At 60.6% G+C, this 17,164-nt stretch carries 17 protein-coding genes; 11 read left to right on the top strand and 6 right to left on the bottom strand.

Translation table 11 applies throughout. The features are described 5' to 3' along the window. Positions 1–34: 34 nt before the first annotated feature. From phaC to phbB, 3 genes are read left to right on the top strand one after another with little or no spacing between them, the layout of a single operon-like run. On the top strand, positions 35–1,795 hold the full coding sequence (gene phaC / locus AC3VI7_RS04260; RefSeq protein WP_489667913.1) for a class I poly(R)-hydroxyalkanoic acid synthase: 1,761 nt from the start codon (positions 35–37) through the stop codon (positions 1,793–1,795). 24 nt (positions 1,796–1,819) lie between these two features. Further along, positions 1,820–2,998 (top strand): acetyl-CoA C-acetyltransferase, encoded by a 1,179-nt coding sequence (locus tag AC3VI7_RS04255; RefSeq protein WP_489667912.1) that lies wholly within the window; start codon positions 1,820–1,822, stop codon positions 2,996–2,998. A gap of 56 nt (positions 2,999–3,054) precedes the next feature. Then, positions 3,055–3,792 (top strand): acetoacetyl-CoA reductase, encoded by a 738-nt coding sequence (gene phbB / locus AC3VI7_RS04250; RefSeq protein WP_489667911.1) that lies wholly within the window; start codon positions 3,055–3,057, stop codon positions 3,790–3,792. 39 nt (positions 3,793–3,831) lie between these two features. Here the strand turns inward: phbB and lexA are convergent, their stop codons facing one another. Beyond that, positions 3,832–4,536 carry a transcriptional repressor LexA gene (gene lexA / locus AC3VI7_RS04245; RefSeq protein ID WP_489667910.1) on the bottom strand — a complete coding sequence of 235 codons (705 nt, stop codon included), beginning with the start codon at positions 4,534–4,536 and terminating at the stop codon, positions 3,832–3,834. 98 nt (positions 4,537–4,634) lie between these two features. On the opposite strand from lexA, the gene AC3VI7_RS04240 reads away from it, so the two are divergent. The 4 genes from AC3VI7_RS04240 to AC3VI7_RS04225 are packed head-to-tail and all read left to right on the top strand — an operon-like array spanning position 4,635 to position 9,049. Next, positions 4,635–5,630 carry an asparaginase gene (locus AC3VI7_RS04240; protein ID WP_489667909.1) on the top strand — a complete coding sequence of 332 codons (996 nt, stop codon included), beginning with the start codon at positions 4,635–4,637 and terminating at the stop codon, positions 5,628–5,630. Positions 5,631–5,688: 58 nt separating this feature from the next. Next, complete coding sequence (gene edd / locus AC3VI7_RS04235; protein ID WP_489667908.1) at positions 5,689–7,506, top strand: phosphogluconate dehydratase; 1,818 nt, start codon at positions 5,689–5,691, stop codon at positions 7,504–7,506. A 26-nt stretch (positions 7,507–7,532) separates the two neighbouring features. Next, positions 7,533–8,171, top strand: a complete 639-nt coding sequence (gene eda / locus AC3VI7_RS04230) for a bifunctional 4-hydroxy-2-oxoglutarate aldolase/2-dehydro-3-deoxy-phosphogluconate aldolase (protein WP_489667907.1) — start codon at positions 7,533–7,535, stop codon at positions 8,169–8,171. Then, a complete protein-coding gene (locus tag AC3VI7_RS04225; protein ID WP_489667906.1) occupies positions 8,168–9,049 on the top strand; it encodes a formylglycine-generating enzyme family protein in 882 nt (293 codons plus the stop codon). Before eda ends, AC3VI7_RS04225 begins: the two co-directional genes overlap by 4 nt. 18 nt (positions 9,050–9,067) lie before the next feature. Here the strand turns inward: AC3VI7_RS04225 and minE are convergent, their stop codons facing one another. Genes minE through queA form a run of 4 tightly spaced genes read right to left on the bottom strand, consistent with a single transcriptional unit; the run spans position 9,068 to position 12,054 of the window. Next, entirely contained in the window at positions 9,068–9,334 is a 267-nt protein-coding gene (minE, locus tag AC3VI7_RS04220) for a cell division topological specificity factor MinE (RefSeq protein ID WP_489667905.1), read from the bottom strand. Positions 9,335–9,338: 4 nt separating this feature from the next. Continuing rightward, positions 9,339–10,154: a septum site-determining protein MinD gene (gene minD / locus AC3VI7_RS04215; protein WP_489667904.1), complete on the bottom strand. Its 816-nt coding sequence runs from the start codon at positions 10,152–10,154 to the stop codon at positions 9,339–9,341. 40 nt (positions 10,155–10,194) lie between these two features. After that, positions 10,195–10,908, bottom strand: coding sequence for a septum site-determining protein MinC (gene minC / locus AC3VI7_RS04210; RefSeq protein ID WP_489667903.1), 714 nt, complete (start codon positions 10,906–10,908; stop codon positions 10,195–10,197). A 45-nt stretch (positions 10,909–10,953) separates the two neighbouring features. After that, positions 10,954–12,054: a tRNA preQ1(34) S-adenosylmethionine ribosyltransferase-isomerase QueA gene (gene queA / locus AC3VI7_RS04205; protein ID WP_489667902.1), complete on the bottom strand. Its 1,101-nt coding sequence runs from the start codon at positions 12,052–12,054 to the stop codon at positions 10,954–10,956. Between the two features lie 13 nt (positions 12,055–12,067). Between queA and recG the strand changes: the two genes are divergently transcribed. Next, a complete protein-coding gene (recG, locus tag AC3VI7_RS04200; protein WP_489667901.1) occupies positions 12,068–14,182 on the top strand; it encodes an ATP-dependent DNA helicase RecG in 2,115 nt (704 codons plus the stop codon). A gap of 5 nt (positions 14,183–14,187) precedes the next feature. On the opposite strand, the gene AC3VI7_RS04195 is transcribed toward recG, so the two are convergent. Further along, on the bottom strand, positions 14,188–15,000 hold the full coding sequence (locus AC3VI7_RS04195) for a hypothetical protein (RefSeq protein ID WP_489667900.1): 813 nt from the start codon (positions 14,998–15,000) through the stop codon (positions 14,188–14,190). Positions 15,001–15,132: 132 nt separating this feature from the next. Here AC3VI7_RS04195 and AC3VI7_RS04190 point away from each other — a divergent pair, with 132 nt between their 5' ends. From AC3VI7_RS04190 to AC3VI7_RS04180, 3 genes are all read left to right on the top strand, one after another. Beyond that, positions 15,133–16,077 (top strand): ABC transporter ATP-binding protein, encoded by a 945-nt coding sequence (locus AC3VI7_RS04190; protein ID WP_489667899.1) that lies wholly within the window; start codon positions 15,133–15,135, stop codon positions 16,075–16,077. Between the two features lie 26 nt (positions 16,078–16,103). Beyond that, positions 16,104–16,859, top strand: a complete 756-nt coding sequence (locus AC3VI7_RS04185; RefSeq protein ID WP_489668001.1) for an ABC transporter permease — start codon at positions 16,104–16,106, stop codon at positions 16,857–16,859. A gap of 73 nt (positions 16,860–16,932) precedes the next feature. Beyond that, the coding region (locus tag AC3VI7_RS04180; protein WP_489671402.1) for a urate hydroxylase PuuD at positions 16,933–17,164 on the top strand (232 nt) is incomplete at its 3' end.

The following is a 17,164-nucleotide window of genomic DNA, read 5'->3' as shown; positions in this document are numbered from 1 at the left end:
GCCGTCTGTTGAGGTCTGTGTCTGGAGGAGAGACATGAGCACTGCACGCAAGACATCATCCCGGGCAAAACCGTCCGCTAAACCGTCCGCTAAATCGACCGAGGAGCCGACGGCTGCTACGACGCCGCAGGCCGCCCCGGCTGATCGAGTGACCCCCGTCTTGTCCTTGGGTGAAAGCTTGGGCAAGTCGCTGCAAGGTTTTGCCCATTTGAGCTTGGCCCCCGATGCGCTGGGTCGCATCCAGTCCGACTACCTGCGTCAGGTCACGTCGCTGTGGAACACCACGCTGACTGCGCCCGCCGAAGCCCCTAAAGTGAAAGATCGCCGTTTTGCGGCTGAAGCTTGGCAGCGCAATCCGGCGTCGAGCTTCTTGGCCTCCGCGTATCTGCTTAACGCCAACGCCTTGTTGAACTTGGCCGATGCCGTCCAAGGCGATGAAAAGACCCGCCAGCGCATGCGCTTCGCCGTGCAGCAGTGGGTCGATGCTGCCGCGCCGTCGAACTTTCTGGCGCTGAACCCGGAAGCACAACAAAAGGCGGTGGAAACCAAGGGCGAGAGCATCACCCACGGGGTGGCGCAGTTGCTCAAGGACATCCAGCAAGGGCACGTCTCGCAGACCGATGAAAGCCTGTTCGAAGTGGGGCGCAATGTGGCGACCACCGAAGGCACGGTGGTGTTCGAAAACGAACTCTTCCAGCTCATCGAGTACAAGCCCCTGACCGAGCAAGTCCACGCCAAGCCGATGTTGTTTGTGCCACCGTGCATCAACAAGTTCTACATCATGGACTTGCAGCCGGACAACTCGCTCATCCGCTACACCGTGGCCCAAGGTCACCGGATGTTCGTGCTGAGCTGGCGCAATCCCGATGACAGCTTGGTCAACACGACGTGGGACGACTACATCGAGCAAGCCGTCATCAAGGCCATTCATGTGGTGCAAGAGATTGGCGGCACCGAGACCATCGACACGCTGGGCTTCTGTGTTGGCGGCACCTTGCTGACCACGGCCTTGGCGGTCTTGGCGGCGCGCGGTGAACAACCCGCTGCCAGCATCACCCTGCTGACCACACTGCTTGACTTCAGCAACACCGGCATCCTTGATCTCTTCATTGATGAAGCGGCCGTGCGCCTGCGCGAAGTCACCCTGGGGCTGGATGCGCCCAATGGTCCCGGCATGCTCAAGGGCAAGGAGCTGGGTGCCACCTTCAGTTTCCTGCGTCCAAACGATCTGGTCTGGAACTACGTGGTCGGCAACTACCTCAAGGGCGAAACGCCGCCGCCGTTCGATTTGCTCTACTGGAACTCGGACAGCACCAATCTGCCCGGCCCGATGTACTGCTGGTACCTGCGCAACACCTACCTTGAAAACAATCTCAAGGAACCGGGCAAAACCACGGTCTGCGGCGAAGCGGTTGATTTCGGTGCCATCAAGGCCCCGGTGTACCTCTACGCCTCGCGCGAGGATCACATCGTGCCGTGGGACTCGGCGTTCATGAGTACCAAGCTGCTCAAGGGACCGAAGCGCTTTGTGCTCGGTGCCTCGGGTCACATTGCCGGCGTGATCAATCCGCCCGCCAAGAAAAAGCGTAACTACTGGACGGCACCCAAGCTCACTGCCAACGCGCAGGACTGGCTGGACAGCGCCACCGAGCATCCCGGCAGCTGGTGGACCGATTGGTCTGACTGGCTTGCCAAGCACGCCGGCCCTCTGGAGCCGGCACCCAAGACACCCGGCACGGCCCAATATCGGCCGATCGAACCAGCGCCGGGTCGGTATGTCAAACACAAAGTTTGATGACCCATCAAGAGGAGACTTTCCATGACAGATATCGTGATCGTTGCCGCCACCCGCACAGCTGTGGGTCGTTTCGGTGGTTCCTTGGCCAAGGTGGCCGCGCCTGATCTGGGCGCTGTGGTGTTGCGTGAGCTGCTCAAGCGCAGCCAGCTGAGCAGCGAACAAATTGGCGAAGTGATCTTCGGCCAAGTGCTGCAAGCGGGTTCGGGCCAAAACCCGGCGCGCCAAACCGTGATCAAGGCCGGCTTCTCGCAAGGCGTGCCGGCCATGACCATCAACAAGGTCTGCGGCTCGGGCTTGAAGGCTGTGATGTTGGCGGCTCAAGCCATCCGTGACGGCGACAGCGAGATCGTCATCGCTGGCGGCCAAGAAAACATGAGCGCCAGCCCGCACGTGATGCTCGGTTCGCGCGACGGCACCCGCATGGGTGATGCCAAGCTGATCGACTCGATGATCGTGGACGGCCTGTGGGATGTGTACAACCAGTACCACATGGGCATCACGGCTGAAAACGTCGCCAAGAAGTACGGCATCACCCGCGAGATGCAAGACGCCTTGGCGCTGGCTTCGCAGCAAAAGGCAGTGGCCGCTCAAGACGCGGGCCGCTTCAAAGACGAAATCGTTGGCGTGTCGATCCCGCAGCGCAAGGGCGATCCGGTGGTGTTTGACACCGACGAATTCGTCAATCGCAAAACCACCGCTGAAGTCCTGGCCGGTCTGCGCCCCGCCTTCGACAAGGCTGGCTCGGTGACCGCTGGCAACGCTTCCGGCCTCAACGACGGCTCGGCTGGCGTGATGGTGATGAGCGCCAAGAAGGCCGAAGCCTTGGGCTTGAAGCCCCTGGGCCGGATCGCTTCTTACGCCAGCGCTGGGCTGGATCCGGCTTACATGGGCATGGGCCCTGTGCCTGCCGCGCAAAAGGCCTTGGCTCGTGCTGGCTGGAAGCCCGCTGACCTCGACTTGCTCGAAATCAACGAAGCCTTCGCCGCTCAAGCCTGCGCCGTCAACCAAGAAATGGGCTGGGACACCAGCAAGATCAACGTCAATGGCGGTGCTATCGCCATCGGCCACCCGATCGGCGCTTCTGGCTGCCGTATTTTGGTGACCTTGCTGCATGAAATGCAGCGTCGGGATGCCAAGAAGGGCATCGCCTCGCTGTGTATCGGCGGCGGTATGGGCGTGGCCCTGACCATCGAACGTTGAGCGTTGATTTCTCAGCGGCATCACAAACACCAACCAATTTCTTCAGGAGCACAAACATGACTCAAAAAGTTGCTTACGTCACCGGGGGCATGGGTGGCATCGGGACGGCCATCTGCCGTCGCTTGCACAAAGAAGGTTTCAAGGTCATTGCCGGTTGCGGCCCGACCCGTGACTTCGACAAGTGGCTGGCCGAGCAAAAAGCAGAAGGCTTCACCTTCTACGCTTCGGTCGGTAACGTTGCTGACTGGGATTCGACCGTTGAAGCCTTTGCCAAGGCCAAGGCTGAGCACGGCTCGATCGACGTGTTGGTCAACAACGCCGGCATCACCAAGGACCGCATGTTCTTGAAGATGACCCGTGACGACTGGGACGCTGTGATCAGCACCAACCTGACCTCGATGTTCAACGTCACCAAGCAAGTGGTGGCTGACATGGTTGAAAAGGGCTGGGGCCGCATCATCCAGATCTCGTCGGTCAACGGCGAAAAGGGTCAAGCAGGTCAAACCAACTACTCGGCTGCTAAAGCCGGTATGCACGGTTTCACCATGGCTTTGGCTCAAGAAATGGCCAACAAGGGCGTGACGGTCAACACCGTGAGCCCAGGCTACATCGGCACCGACATGGTCCGCGCCATCAAGCCGGAAGTGTTGGAAAAGATCGTCGCCACGATCCCCGTGAAGCGTTTGGGTACGCCGGGTGAAATCGGCTCGATCTGCGCTTGGCTGGCTAGCGAAGACTCCGGCTTCACCACCGGCGCTGACTTCAGCTGCAACGGCGGCCTGCACATGGGCTAAAAAAAGGCTCCTTCGGGAGCCTTTTTTACGCCTGAAATATCACATCAGCATCGTGTTGCGAATCAGCCCGACGGCCACGCCTTCAAGGGCAAAGTCGATCTCATCGGACTGGATATGGATGGTCTCGAAATCGGGATTCTCTGGGGTTAGCTCAATGCCGGCCTTGGTGCGCCGATAACGTTTCACCGTCACATCGTCGCCCAAACGCGCCACCACAATTTGGCCGTTTTTGGCTTCGGTGGTTTTTTGCACCGCCAGCAAATCACCATCCATGATGCCAGCGTCGCGCATGCTCATGCCGCGCACCTTGAGCAAGAAATCAGGCCGGCGCGAGAACATGTAGGGCTCGACGTTGTAGACCTGATCGATGTGTTCCTGCGCCAAGATCGGATAGCCCGCCGCGACCCGACCCACCAAGGGCAAGGCAAGCATCTCCGACGACACGCCCAGCGGCAGATCAAACTGCTTGCCGATGCCTTTGATGCGTGAGGCGTTGAGGGCTTGCAGTGTTTCGGACTTGAGGCGAATGCCGCGCGATATGCCACCGAGTAACTCGATCACGCCCTTGCGGGCCAAGGCTTGCAAGTGTTCTTCAGCGGCGTTGGGCGAGCGAAAACCCAACTCGGCTGCGATCTCGGCGCGGGTCGGCGGTGAGCCGGTGCGGGCGATGGTGCTTTGAATCAGTTCCAGAATTTGTTGCTGCCGGGCAGTCAACCGAGGGCTGTCATCGGTGTGGGGATCCATGGTGTCCTCTTGGGGCCTGAATTGTGTAGGATCATCGGCTGTATGTTCATCCAGTGGCTGGATTTTTATACAGGCGTGCATCTATGACAAGTTCTTCCATGAACTCCGACACCATCGTCGTTTTGGGGACCGGCGGCACCATCGCCGGTCGAGCGGACCGAGCCACCGATCAGCTGGGTTATGTGGCCGCACAACTGGCTGTCGCGGATCTACTCAAAGGTTTGGGGCCGGTATCGCCAGCCGGTGAGCGCTGGCACGTCGAGGCCGAACAGGTGGCGCAGCTCGACAGCAAAGACATGTCACACGCCGTCTGGCAAGACTTGACCACACGACTGGCGCATCACTTGGCGAGGCCAGAGGTGCAGGGCGTGGTGATCACCCACGGCACCGACACCCTCGAAGAAACCGCTTACTTCTTGCACCGCGTTTTGGCACCCATCAAGCCGGTGGTGTTGACGGCGGCGATGCGACCCGCTACTTCCTTGCAAGCCGATGGCCCACAAAACTTGGCCGACGCCTTGAGCGTGGTGGCGACCGCTGCGCAAAGTGGCGCAACGGGTGTGTTGGTGGCCATGGCTGGATATATCCACAGTGCCATGGACGTGCGCAAGCTCCATACCCATCGACTCGACGCATTCAGCTCTGGCGATGCCGGGCCGCTGGGCGTGATGGAACAGGGCCGCTTGCGGCGTTTTCGTCCTTGGGCAACCTTGGATCCTAAAGCTCAGGCTGTGTCCACGCCTTATGGTTTGGATCTGGTTCACACGCCGGTGAACACTTGGCCCAAAGTAGTGATCTTGCTCAGCCATGCTGGGCTTGAAGAAGAGCTGCTCTGCGCGCAACTTCAAGCGTGGATCCAGGCCGGAGTGCGAGGCGTGGTCTTGGCTGGCACGGGCAATGCGACCTTGCACCATGCCATCGAGTCAGCCCTTGAGCACGTTGACCCCGACCCAACGCGGCTGGCCCGTATCCTCAGCAGCCGTTGCGCCCTGGGCCCGATCCTGCGGGCTGATCCTGCCGACATGCTCATCAGCCTCACGCCTGTGCAAGCTCGGATCGAGTTGATGCTGCGCTTGATGAGGGTGCCTCACTGAGGCTTGACGCTGAAACTTAGTTTCATGATACTTGCACTTCTGGTTTCAAAGGGGTGTCATGAAGTCTGCTGTGGTCGAAATCACTGAACGCATCCGTGAGCGCAGCCAAGGGTTGCGATCGGCGTATCTGCGGCGTGTCGATGCGATGACGCAGCGCGCACGCGGGCCAGAGCGCTTGGGCTGTGCCAACGTCGCACACGCCTTTGCGGCGCTGCCGGGCTCGGACAAGTTTCGGGTGGTGGCCGAGAAGGGCCCCAACATTGGCATCCTCACGGCCTACAACGATGTGCTCTCAGCCCATCAGCCCTACGAGGGTTACCCGGCGCTGATCCGCGACGAGGCGCGCCGCCATGGTGCGACCGCCCAAGTGGCGGGCGGTGTGCCGGCGATGTGCGACGGCGTGACGCAGGGCTATCCGGGCATGGAGCTGAGCCTGTTCTCACGCGACACCATCGCAATGAGCACCGCCATCGGCCTGAGCCACGACACCTTTGATGCGGCGCTGTTGCTGGGCATCTGCGACAAGATCGTGCCGGGGCTTTTGATCGGTGCTTTGCAGTTTGGTCATTTGCCCTGCGTGTTTGTGCCTGCCGGGCCGATGGCGTCAGGGCTGTCGAACGGCGACAAATCGAAGGTGCGCGAACAGTTCGCCCAAGGGCTGGTTGGACGCGGTGATCTGCTCAAGGCCGAGTCAGCGGCTTATCACGGTGCGGGCACTTGCACCTTTTACGGCACCGCCAATTCCAACCAGATGCTGCTTGAGGCCATGGGCCTGCATCTGCCGGGGGCCGCTTTTGTGCATCCGCACGACGGCTTGCGCGAGCACCTGACCCGTGCGGCGGTGCAGCGCGTGCTGGCGCTGCGCAGCGAGCAAGCCCCCATTGGCAAGATCGTGGATGAGCGCTGTATCGTCAACGCGATGGTGGCGCTGTTGGCCACGGGCGGCTCGACCAATCACCTGATCCACTGGGTGGCGGTGGCGCGGGCGGCGGGCATCTTGATCGACTGGACCGATTTCTCCGACCTTTCAGCGGTGGTGCCGCTTTTGGCGCGGGTCTATCCGAACGGCGCAGCCGATGTGAATCAGTTCCAAGCGGCCGGTGGCCCGGGTTTTGTCATCCGTGAGCTGCTTGATGCGGGTTGCATGCACGGCGATGTGCTGAGCGTGAACGGCCCAAGCTTGCGGGCCCAAACCAAGTTGCCGGTGGCTGCGGCTGACACGAGCCAAGGCGTGCGCTGGATCGAAGCGCCGATGCGCAGTGGCGATACCAGCGTGGTGCGTCCGGCCTCCGACCCCTTCAGTGCCAGCGGGGGCTTGAAGCTCTTGGCCGGCAATTTGGGGCGGGCCGTGATCAAGGCCTCAGCGGTGCCCGAGGATCGCCACATCATCGAAGCCCCAGCCATCGTCTTTGACACCCAAGACGCCCTGCAAGCGGCCTTCAAGGCGGGCGAATTGGAGCGCGACTTCATCGCCGTGGTGCGCTTCCAAGGCCCGCAGGCCAACGGCATGCCCGAGCTGCACAAGCTGACCCCACCGTTGGCGGTGCTCCAAGGCAAGGGCTTTCGGGTCGCGCTGGTCACCGACGGGCGCATGAGCGGGGCTTCGGGCAAGGTGCCCGCTGCCATCCACGTCAGCCCCGAAGTGTTGGCTGGCGGTGCGCTGGGCAAAGTGCGCACGGGTGATCTGCTGCGTCTGGACGCTGTGGCCGGCACGCTGGACGCGCTGGTGCCGGCGCACATTTGGGCTGAGCGCGTGATCGCTGTGTTGCCCGACGAGTTGGCTGAGAACAACGCCCACGGCCTGGGCCGGGAACTCTTTGGTGGTATGCGCCGTAACGTGCGCACCGCCGAAGAGGGCGCGGTGACTTGGCTCTGAATCTGCTTCGACTTCAAAGGAACCCCATGAAAACCATTGAACTGGCCCAGTACGGCCCGGTGATCCCTGTGATCGTTTTGGACCGTCTGGAAGACGCGGTGCCTTTGGCCCGTGCGCTGGTGGCGGGCGGTGTACGGGTGTTGGAAGTGACGCTGCGCACCCCCGTGGCGCTGGCGTGCATGGAGGCCATGATCCGCGAGGTGCCGGAGGCTATCGTTGGTGCGGGCACGGTGCGTTCGGTGGCTGATGCCGAGGCGGTCAAAAAGATCGGCGCGCGCTTTGCCGTCAGCCCGGGCTACACCTCGGCCATCGGCGAGGCTTGCCTAGAACTGGACCTACCTTTGCTGCCGGGGGTGTCCACCGCCAGCGAGGTCATGACGGCCAACGCCGACGGCTATCACTTTTTGAAGCTGTTCCCAGCCACGGCGGTCGGGGGCTTGAACCTCCTCAAAGCCTTTGCCAGCCCCTTTCACGATGTGTCGTTTTGCCCCACCGGCGGTTTGACGCCCGAGAACGCGCCACAGTTCCTCGCGCTGCCCAACGTCAAAGTCTGCGGCGGCTCGTGGCTCACGCCGGCCGATGCGGTCAAGAACGGCGACTGGGCGCGCATCACGGAGCTGGCGCTGGCTTCGCACGCTTTGCGCACAGGGGTGTCACGCCCATGATGAAGAGGGCCATCGTGGCCGCCGCAGGGTTGACAGTGATGCTGCCGGCCTTGGCGGCCCCACCTGCCGCCGTGCCTGACGACCTGATTCGCCAAAGCACGCTCGCAGGCACGGTGTTCCACGACTGCGCTTTATGCCCGCAAATGGTGGTTGTGCCGGCGGGCAGCTTCCTGATGGGTAGCCCCGAAACGGAGCTTGGGCGTGAGGTCTACGAGGGGCCACAGCACAGGGTGATGATCCTGAAGCAGTTTGCTGTGGGGCGATTCGAAATCAGTCGCGACGACTGGCAGATTTGTGTGACCGATGGTCCCTGTGAGGCGCAATCTTCAAGCACCGGCATGGGCGCTGTACCCGGGGCAGGGCGTTTGCCCATGGTGAATATCGCGTGGCGAGAGGCCAGCCAGTACGCCGAGTGGCTCAGTCAGCGCACAGGACAAAACTATCGACTGCTCAGTGAGGCGGAATGGGAATACGTGGCTCGCGCTGGTTCTCAAAGCGCTTACGCCGGTGGGGGCGCGCCCCTCCTTGCGCATCATGAAGCCGAGGACGAAGGTGTCGAGCCCCGTCTTGGGGCTTGGCATGTGGGCAGTTTCAAGCCCAATGCCTTTGGCCTCTACGACATGCAAGGCAATGTTTGGGAGTGGGTGCAAGACTGTTTTCATGCAAGTCTTGCGGGTGCGCCGGCGGACGGATCAGCTTGGACGGAACACTGTGACCAAGGTGCGGCAACAAGTGGTAGTGACCCCTATGTGGCCCGGATGGCACGCGGCGGATCTTGGAAAACTCCCTCCGTGCATCTCCGCCCAGCCCATCGAGCTTGGGCACATAGCGCTGAAGTTGATATCGGTTTTCGGCTGGCACGGGCTCTGAAACCCTGATCAGTGATCAGGGTCATGTCAACGCTGCACGATGTCCGGGAGTTCGATTTTCACTTCAAGCACATCAAAGTTGTCTTGGCGCTCCCGATGCACTTTGATGTCGCTGGGGTCGATGGTGACGTACTTAGAAATGACCGCAAGCAACTCGCGCTGCAAAGCCGGCAGATAGTCGGGGACGGCTGCCCCGCGACTGGAGCGTTCGTGCGCCAAAATGATCTGTAAGCGCTCCTTGGCGACACTGGCCGTTTTGTCTTTGTCGCCGAGAATGAATGACAGCAGTCCCATGGACTTACCTCCGACTGAACAGTCGCTTGAACAGACCTGGCTTGGCTGTTTCGATGAATCGCATGGGTCGCTCTTCACCCAAGAAGCGCGCCACCATGTCTTTGTAAGCCTCAGCGATGTCACTATCACCCATGTGGATCACCGGCACGCCTTGGTTGGAGGCTTGTAAGACCGCCTCGGATTCGGGAATTACACCGATCAGCGGAATACGCAGGATCTCGTGGATGTCATCCAGCGAGAGCATCTGACCTTCTTCAACCCGTGCGGGGTTGTAGCGGGTGATCAGCAAGTGCTCTTTGACCGGCTCGCGACCTTCGACAGCTCGGAGTGTTTTGGAGCTGAGCATGCCCAAAATTCGATCCGAATCGCGCACCGAAGAGACTTCGGGGTTGGTCACCACCAAGGCTTCATCGGCATAGTGCATCGCCATCAACGCGCCTGTCTCGATCCCTGCGGGCGAGTCGCACACGATGAACTCGAACTCCATCTCCATCAACTCGTTCAAAACCCGGCCGACGCCATCTTTGTCGAGCGCATCTTTGTCACGGGTTTGGGATGCGGCCAAGACGTAGAGCTTGTCGCAGTTTTTGTCCTTGATGAGCGCTTGGTTAAGGTTCACCTCTTGGTGGATGACATTGATCAGGTCATACACGACGCGGCGTTCACAACCCATGATGAGATCAAGGTTGCGCAAGCCCACATCAAAGTCGATCACGACGGTCTTATGCCCGCGCAGGGCCAGCCCTGTTGAAAAGCTGGCACTTGTTGTGGTCTTGCCGACCCCGCCCTTACCGGAGGTCACCACGATGATTTTGGTCATCGTTTGGGATCCTTTCTAAATTTTTTAGCGTTGTAAACGCTCACCACTTTATAGCTTCTATCAACAGGCTCTCGCCGTCCAGCCAAATTTGGGCCGCCTTGCCCAAGACCTCCTCGGCTAGGGGGGATTCTGTGGTTCGATAGATACCTGCGATGGCAATCAATGAAGGTTCCATGACGGTCGCAAAAATGCGTGCTTGCGTGTTGCCGCGTGCTCCGGCAATGACTTTGCCTCGCAAGGGACCATAGACGTGGATGTTGCCGTCGGCGATCAATTCGGCCCCAAAGCTGACCATACCCATCACCACCAAATCACCGCCTCGGGCGTAGACCTGTTGTCCGGATCGCAGAGGGCGATCAATGAACAAAGTGGGGGCGACGATGCTTGGCGCGGCACTGGCTGGGGTTGGCGTTGGGGGTTGCGTGTATTCCGATGCATCGATCAGTCCCACGTTTTTGGCGGCCGCCATCTGGCTGGGATTGCCGCCGCGCACACCCACCGTGATCAAGTGGAATTGGCGCAGCAGCTGGATCAAGGCCTCAAAATCTGGCCCGCTCTCACTGGCTGAGATGGCTGCCAAGTCCACGATGACGGGATCGTGATCGAGCAATTGCGGACTGTCCTGAAATTGCTGCGCCAATGCATCGGCCAAGGCCCGCAGATCCGTGGTTTTCAGGATCAAAGCGACCAAGGTCATCGCTGCACTTTTCAGTTCGAAGGGTGCGTGGGTCTTTTTGGAAAAAGCATGGGCCATGGGTGGTGCGCACGTCGAATGCGTGCGTCGAATGAGGCGCGCAGTTTAATGGTCTTGGGACTGGATCTGTAACCGATCCAGCAACATCGCATCACCGTAGCTGAAAAAACGGTAGCGTTGCTCGATGGCAAGGCGGTAGAGCGCACCCATCGTATCGAATCCGGCAAAGGCACTGACGAGCATCAGCAAGGTACTGCGTGGCAAATGGAAGTTGGTGATCAGCCGGTCCACCACCTGAAAGTCAAACCCTGGGGTGATAAAGATCTCGGTTTCGCTCGCTCCGGCCTGCAACACACCACTGCGCGCCGCCGATTCGAGCGCGCGCAGGGTGGTGGTGCCGACCGAGACCACCCGTCCACCGGCTGCCTTGGTGCGGGCAATGGCTTCGACGGTCGAGGGCGGTACCTCAAAGCGCTCACTGTGCATGCGGTGCTGACTCAAATCCTCGACGCGCACGGGCTGGAAGGTGCCCGCGCCGACGTGCAAGGTGACGTGGGCGCTTTGAACACCGCGTGCGGCAAGCTGGTCAAGCAGGGCTTGATCAAAATGCAGCGCCGCTGTGGGGGCGGCTACGGCACCGGGTTGGCGGGCAAAGACGGTTTGATAGCGCCGCTCGTCATCCGCGTTATCCGCGTGGGTGATGTAGGGTGGCAGGGGCACATGGCCCAGGCGATCCAAGATCGGCAGCACCTCGCTGGGCAGGCGCAGGTGGAACAAGCCGTTATCGGGACCACAGCGCCCAAGGACATCGGCCTTGACCCGTTCCCCCGTGACCTCGTTGTGGAACCAAATCCTTTGACCCACACGCGGTGATTTGCTGGCCCGCACATGCGCCCAGATATCACCGGGTGTGGCGAGGAGACGTTCCACCAAAGCCTCAACGGCTCCGCCGGTGTCCTTGGTGCCATAAAGCCGGGCGCGGATCACGCGGGTGTCATTGAAAACCAGCAAGTCACCCGGGCTGAGGAGGTCGGGCAAGTCGCGAAAGATGCGATGGGTGGGTGGCAGCTGACGGCCATCGAGCAGGCGCGAGGCGGTGCGTTCAACCGCTGGACTTTGGGCAATCAGCTCTTGGGGGAGTTCGAAATCGAAGTCCGCCACAACATGATGGCGGGGTGCGTGAGAGAGGGCATCGTTCAATAGCATGCAGAATTGTTTCATGCCTGAACAGCTTTTATCGCCATCACCTCTGTCAGCACCCCAGCGCGCCCTGCAAAAACTGGGTCTCGTCCGTGACATGGACTTGGCGCTGCACATGCCTTTGCGGTATGAAGATGAGACGCGCCTGAGCCTGATGGCCCAAGTGCGTGATGGCGAGACGGTGCAAGTCGAAGGGTTGGTCCGTGAGGCCCGCATCGAAACGCGCACTCGCCGGCAATTGCTGGTGACGGTGCATGACGGCAGCGCCACCTTGCTGCTGCGCTTTGTACATTTCTATCCCTCGCATCAAAAAACCTTGGCCGTGGGGGCGCGCGTGCGGGTGCGTGGCGAAGTTCGCATGGGTTTTGCGGGGCGAGAAATGATCCATCCCACCTTCAAAGCGGTCCAAGGGGATGTGCCGCTTGCCGCAGCGCTGACGCCGGTCTATCCGACGGTGGCGCAATTGCCACAGGCTTATTTGCGCCGCGCCATCGACAACGCTTTGCAGCGCGCTGATCTGAGCGAGCTGATTCCGGCGGAGCTGGTCCCTGCGGGTCTGCCGGCGCTGCGTTCAGCGGTGCATTTTTTGCACAAGCCCCCACCCGATGCCCCGCTTGCGGCGCTGGAACAGCGGATGCATCCAGCCTGGCAACGGCTCAAGTTTGAGGAGTTGCTGGCGCAGCAAATCTCGCAGCAACTGGCCCATGAGGCCCGGGCGCAGCTCAAAGCCCCGGCGTTGCGCGCCGTGCCTGAGGGTTTGCCCACGCAATTGCTGGCGGTCTTGCCGTTCACCTTGACGGCGGCCCAGCAACGGGTGGTCGAGGAAATCGCCGGCGACTTGGCTACCACCGCCCCCATGCACCGACTGCTTCAAGGCGATGTGGGCTCTGGCAAAACAGTGGTGGCGGCCTTGGCGGCAGCGGTGACGCTGGATGCGGGTTGGCAATGTGTGCTCATGGCCCCGACCGAAATCTTGGCCGAACAGCACTGGCGCAAGTTGGTCGAGTGGTTGGCTCCTTTGCGCCTGCGCGGTGCGCCGATCCAAGTGGCGTGGCTCACTGGCAGCCGCAAGGGCAAGGCGCGGGTGCAGGAGCGGGCGAGGGTGGCTTCAGGGGAGGCGCAATTGATCGTGGGCACCCATGCCGTGATTCAAGACGAGGTGCAATTTGCGCGTCTGGGGCTGGCGATCGTCGATGAGCAGCACCGTTTTGGCGTGCAACAGCGGCTGGCGCTGCGCCGCAAGCTCACCGATGCCGGGCGAGGTCTAGAGCCGCACTTGCTGATGATGACCGCCACGCCCATTCCGCGCACCTTGGCCATGAGCTATTTCGCCGATCTGGACGTCAGCACCATCGACACCTTGCCGCCGGGGCGCAGTCCCATCGTGACGCGCTTGCTGCCTGAGTCGCGGCGCGATGCTTTGATTGAGCGGGTGCAGGCGGCGGTGGCGCAGGGGCGGCAGGTGTACTGGGTGTGTCCGCTGATCGAAGAAGTGGAAGCTACCGAGGATGACAAGCCCAAGACCGATCTGCTCGGCCGGCCACCGCTGGATTTGGCCAATGTGACGGCCACCCATCAAGAACTTTCAGAGGCGTTGCCGGGCGTGGGGGTGGGTTTGCTGCATGGCCGTTTGCCGGCGGCGCAAAAGGCGGACGTCATGGCACGCTTCAGCGCCGCTGAATTGGCAGTGTTGGTGGCGACGACGGTGATCGAAGTGGGTGTCGATGTGCCCAACGCCAGCGTGATGGTGATCGAGCATGCTGATCGTTTCGGCTTGGCGCAGTTGCACCAGCTGCGCGGCCGAGTGGGGCGCGGTGCCACGGCCAGTGTGTGCATGCTGCTGCACGGTGCAGCGGTGTCGGCCACGGGGCGAGATCGGCTGCGGGCCATGGTGGAGACCCAAGATGGTTTTGAGATCGCCCGGCGCGACTTAGAGATTCGCGGACCCGGCGAGTTGATGGGTGAGCGTCAATCAGGCGATAACTTGCTGCGCTTTGCGGATTTGCAGCAAGACGAGCCCTTGCTGGTCAAAGCGCGCCAAGCGGCTGCCACACTTTTGAAGCGTCAACCTGCCAAGGCTCGGGCGCACATGCTGCGCTGGTTGGGGGGGCGGATGGAGTTGCTTAAAGCCTAAAGCGCTTAAAGCGAGAAGGGGATCTCGGTGATCATTTTCAGCGTCCACGTATCGGCCACCGGGGTCAGGCCCCGGCCGATGCCGAAGCTGAATTCCCACGGTTTGCGATCCAGATCCAAGGTGAGAAACATTCGCCGGTCTTGATCGCGATCCGCCAAGGGTTGACCGACCCGACCTAAATCGGTGTAGAGCTCGACACCGGGCGAAAGGGTCGGATAGCTTTTCAGTGCGTGGGTCGCCTTGATGCTGAAGCTCAACTCAGGGCGCTGGCTGGCGTTGGGCCCATCGATTTCTGTACCTATGTTGAAGTTGGTGCTGATCACACTATGTGGGCCCCGATAACCACCGATCAGCTTGGTCTCGGTGCTGTACTTGGCTGGGTCGTATTCGGGTTTGACATGGGCCAGCTCGAAGTTGACACCGGCAAACCAGCCGCCCAGTGCGGCATCGGGTTGGACGGGCAGCCATTTGATGCGGCCTTTGAGCCCGGCAAATTGGTAGTTTCCTTGGGCATCCATGACGGTGGGTACATACAGCCCTAACTCCACAGTTCGGGTCCATCCCCAAGAAAATTCGGGCGTCAGGCGCCAGCCGTGCAGCGAAACCACCTCGCCGGGGTAGCTGGGGGTGGCAGAGCCACTGGGGGTGGTGTTGATGTGCAGTTCAACACCAAATTCACCGACTTCGTTGATGCTGTCGTCATAGACCTGCACTTCATCTTGCAACGCCGCTTGGGTGATGGGACTGGCGACCAACCCCATAACCAAGGTCGTGGCCAAGACGACAAAGCGGGCGGGAAGCATGGGAGTGGAGCGCATGGGGTCAAGATCACGGTGACTTAGGGCTCCGAGCTTAATCGAATTCTTAATGTTGAGCTGTCCGCACTGATGGGGCTCCTGCTCCCTACAATCGCGCCCACCATGCCCAACCCACCTCTATCTTTGCCCACCATGCCCGCCTCGGCTGCCGTGTCGTTTCATCAACTCAGCAAGAGCTACGCTGGCCCACGTGGCGCTGTGCAAGCCTTGTCGGCGGTGAGTTTCGAGATCGAGCAAGGCGAGTTTTTTGGTTTATTGGGTCCTAACGGTGCCGGTAAAACCACCTTGATCAGCTTGCTGGCCGGTTTGACTCGGGCCAGCTCAGGCTCGGTCACGGTCATGGGCCACGATGTGGTGCATGACTTTGCAGCTGCGCGCCGGGCCTTGGGCATCGTGCCGCAGGAGCTGGTGTTCGACCCCTTCTTCTCGGTACGCGAGAGCTTGAAGATTCAAAGTGGCTACTTTGGTGTGCGCCACAACGACGCTTGGATCGACGAGTTGTTGCACAGCTTGGGGCTCACCGACAAGGCCGACACCAACATGCGCCAGCTCTCGGGTGGCATGAAACGCCGGGTGATGGTGGCCCAAGCCTTGGTACATCGTCCACCCGTGATCGTGCTTGATGAGCCCACCGCTGGGGTGGATGTGGCGTTGCGACAAACCTTGTGGCAATTCATCGCCAAGCTCAACCGCGAAGGTCACACGGTGCTCTTGACCACCCATTACCTTGAAGAGGCCGAAGCCCTGTGCGGACGCATTGCCATGCTCAAGCAAGGGCGAGTGGTAGCCCTAGAGACGACATCTCAATTGCTGGCCGGTCGGGCCGCAACGATGTTGCGCTTCAAGACCGACAACGCCTTGCCGGTCACCTTATCGGCCCCGTGTCGGGTCACGGGTCGGATGGTGCAGATCACGGCGCACGATGCGGTCGAGGTCGAGGTGATCTTGGCCCAATTGCGTCAAGCAAGCGTCCACATTGAAGATCTTGAAATCGGTCGGGCCGACTTGGAGGATGTGTTCCTAGACATCATGCAAAACGCCCCCACCTCAGCAGCCGATGCGCAGACGCAACCATGAAAACACCGACACCCTATTACGGTCCTTTGACGGGTACCTCTGTCCTGTTTTACAAGGAGGTGCTGCGTTTTTGGAAAGTTGGTTTTCAGACCGTGGCCGCTCCGATCCTGACAGCGGTGCTGTACCTGTTGATCTTTGGTCATGTGCTAGAGGACCACGTCAAGGTCTATGACGCAGTGGGCTACACCCACTTCCTGATTCCTGGTCTTGTGATGATGAGCGTGCTGCAAAACGCCTTTGCCAATAGCTCATCGAGCCTGATTCAAAGCAAGATCACCGGCAACTTGGTGCTGCTGCTGGTGACGCCGTTGAGCCACCATGCTTGGTTCGTCGCTTATGTGGGGGCTTCGGTCGTGCGTGGTCTGGTGGTGGGTTTGGGTGTATGGCTTGGCACCGTTTGGTTCGCACCTCAAGGGCCGGCTGAACCGCTCTGGGTGCTTGTTTTTGCCGTTCTGGGCGCAGCGATGCTGGGCGCACTGGGTTTGATTGCTGGCTTGTGGGCCGAGAAGTTTGATCAGTTGGCCGCGTTTCAAAATTTCATCATCGTGCCGATGACTTTTCTGTCCGGTGTCTTCTATTCGATCCATTCCTTGCCCGAGCGTTGGCAAACGGTCAGTCACTTCAACCCGTTTTTTTACATGATTGATGGCTTTCGCCATGGTTTTCTCGGGGTGAGCGATGTCTCGCCTTGGACCAGCCTAGCTGTTGTGGTCAGCAGTCTGGTGGTCGTGGGCACGTTGGCCCTGCGGCTGCTGGCCAGCGGCTACAAGCTACGGCAGTAAGGCTGCCTTGTGAGGCCATGGGTGAAGGTGTAACAATGGCGGCGACCAAGTTTTTAAGCGCATAGGGTTCACGATGGAAACCTACTTGCTGGATTGGGCGCATGTGCTGTTGCGGTGTTTGCACGTCCTCACTGCCATGGTCTGGATTGGCTCTTCGTTTTTCTTCCTTTGGCTGGACAACAGCTTGATGCCCGCCGAAGGCGAGGGGGATCGTGAGTTAGGCGTGTCGGGGGGGTTGTGGGCTTTGTATGGCGGGGCGTTTTACAACGTGCGTCGATTCCCCCTCGGCCCGCGCCGGGGTGCCG

The sequence above is a fragment of the Leptothrix toolikensis (SeqCode) genome, assembly GCF_057922285.1.
This window is presented reverse-complemented; position numbering and strand designations above follow the sequence as displayed.

Excerpts from the sequence above, each read along its gene's own strand:
- AC3VI7_RS04190 (WP_489667899.1), top strand. The coding sequence starts at position 15,133 with ATGCCCGCCTCGGCTGCCGTGTCGTTTCATCAACTCAGCAAGAGCTAC.
- minD (WP_489667904.1), bottom strand. The coding sequence starts at position 10,154 with ATGACCAAAATCATCGTGGTGACCTCCGGTAAGGGCGGGGTCGGCAAG.
- edd (WP_489667908.1), top strand. The coding sequence starts at position 5,689 with ATGAAGTCTGCTGTGGTCGAAATCACTGAACGCATCCGTGAGCGCAGC.
- recG (WP_489667901.1), top strand. The coding sequence starts at position 12,068 with ATGCCTGAACAGCTTTTATCGCCATCACCTCTGTCAGCACCCCAGCGC.
- minC (WP_489667903.1), bottom strand. The coding sequence starts at position 10,908 with ATGGCCCATGCTTTTTCCAAAAAGACCCACGCACCCTTCGAACTGAAA.
- queA (WP_489667902.1), bottom strand. The coding sequence starts at position 12,054 with ATGCTATTGAACGATGCCCTCTCTCACGCACCCCGCCATCATGTTGTG.
- phaC (WP_489667913.1), top strand. The coding sequence starts at position 35 with ATGAGCACTGCACGCAAGACATCATCCCGGGCAAAACCGTCCGCTAAA.
- AC3VI7_RS04225 (WP_489667906.1), top strand. The coding sequence starts at position 8,168 with ATGATGAAGAGGGCCATCGTGGCCGCCGCAGGGTTGACAGTGATGCTG.
- AC3VI7_RS04240 (WP_489667909.1), top strand. The coding sequence starts at position 4,635 with ATGAACTCCGACACCATCGTCGTTTTGGGGACCGGCGGCACCATCGCC.
- minE (WP_489667905.1), bottom strand. The coding sequence starts at position 9,334 with ATGGGACTGCTGTCATTCATTCTCGGCGACAAAGACAAAACGGCCAGT.
- AC3VI7_RS04195 (WP_489667900.1), bottom strand. The coding sequence starts at position 15,000 with ATGCGCTCCACTCCCATGCTTCCCGCCCGCTTTGTCGTCTTGGCCACG.
- AC3VI7_RS04255 (WP_489667912.1), top strand. The coding sequence starts at position 1,820 with ATGACAGATATCGTGATCGTTGCCGCCACCCGCACAGCTGTGGGTCGT.
- lexA (WP_489667910.1), bottom strand. The coding sequence starts at position 4,536 with ATGGATCCCCACACCGATGACAGCCCTCGGTTGACTGCCCGGCAGCAA.
- phbB (WP_489667911.1), top strand. The coding sequence starts at position 3,055 with ATGACTCAAAAAGTTGCTTACGTCACCGGGGGCATGGGTGGCATCGGG.
- eda (WP_489667907.1), top strand. The coding sequence starts at position 7,533 with ATGAAAACCATTGAACTGGCCCAGTACGGCCCGGTGATCCCTGTGATC.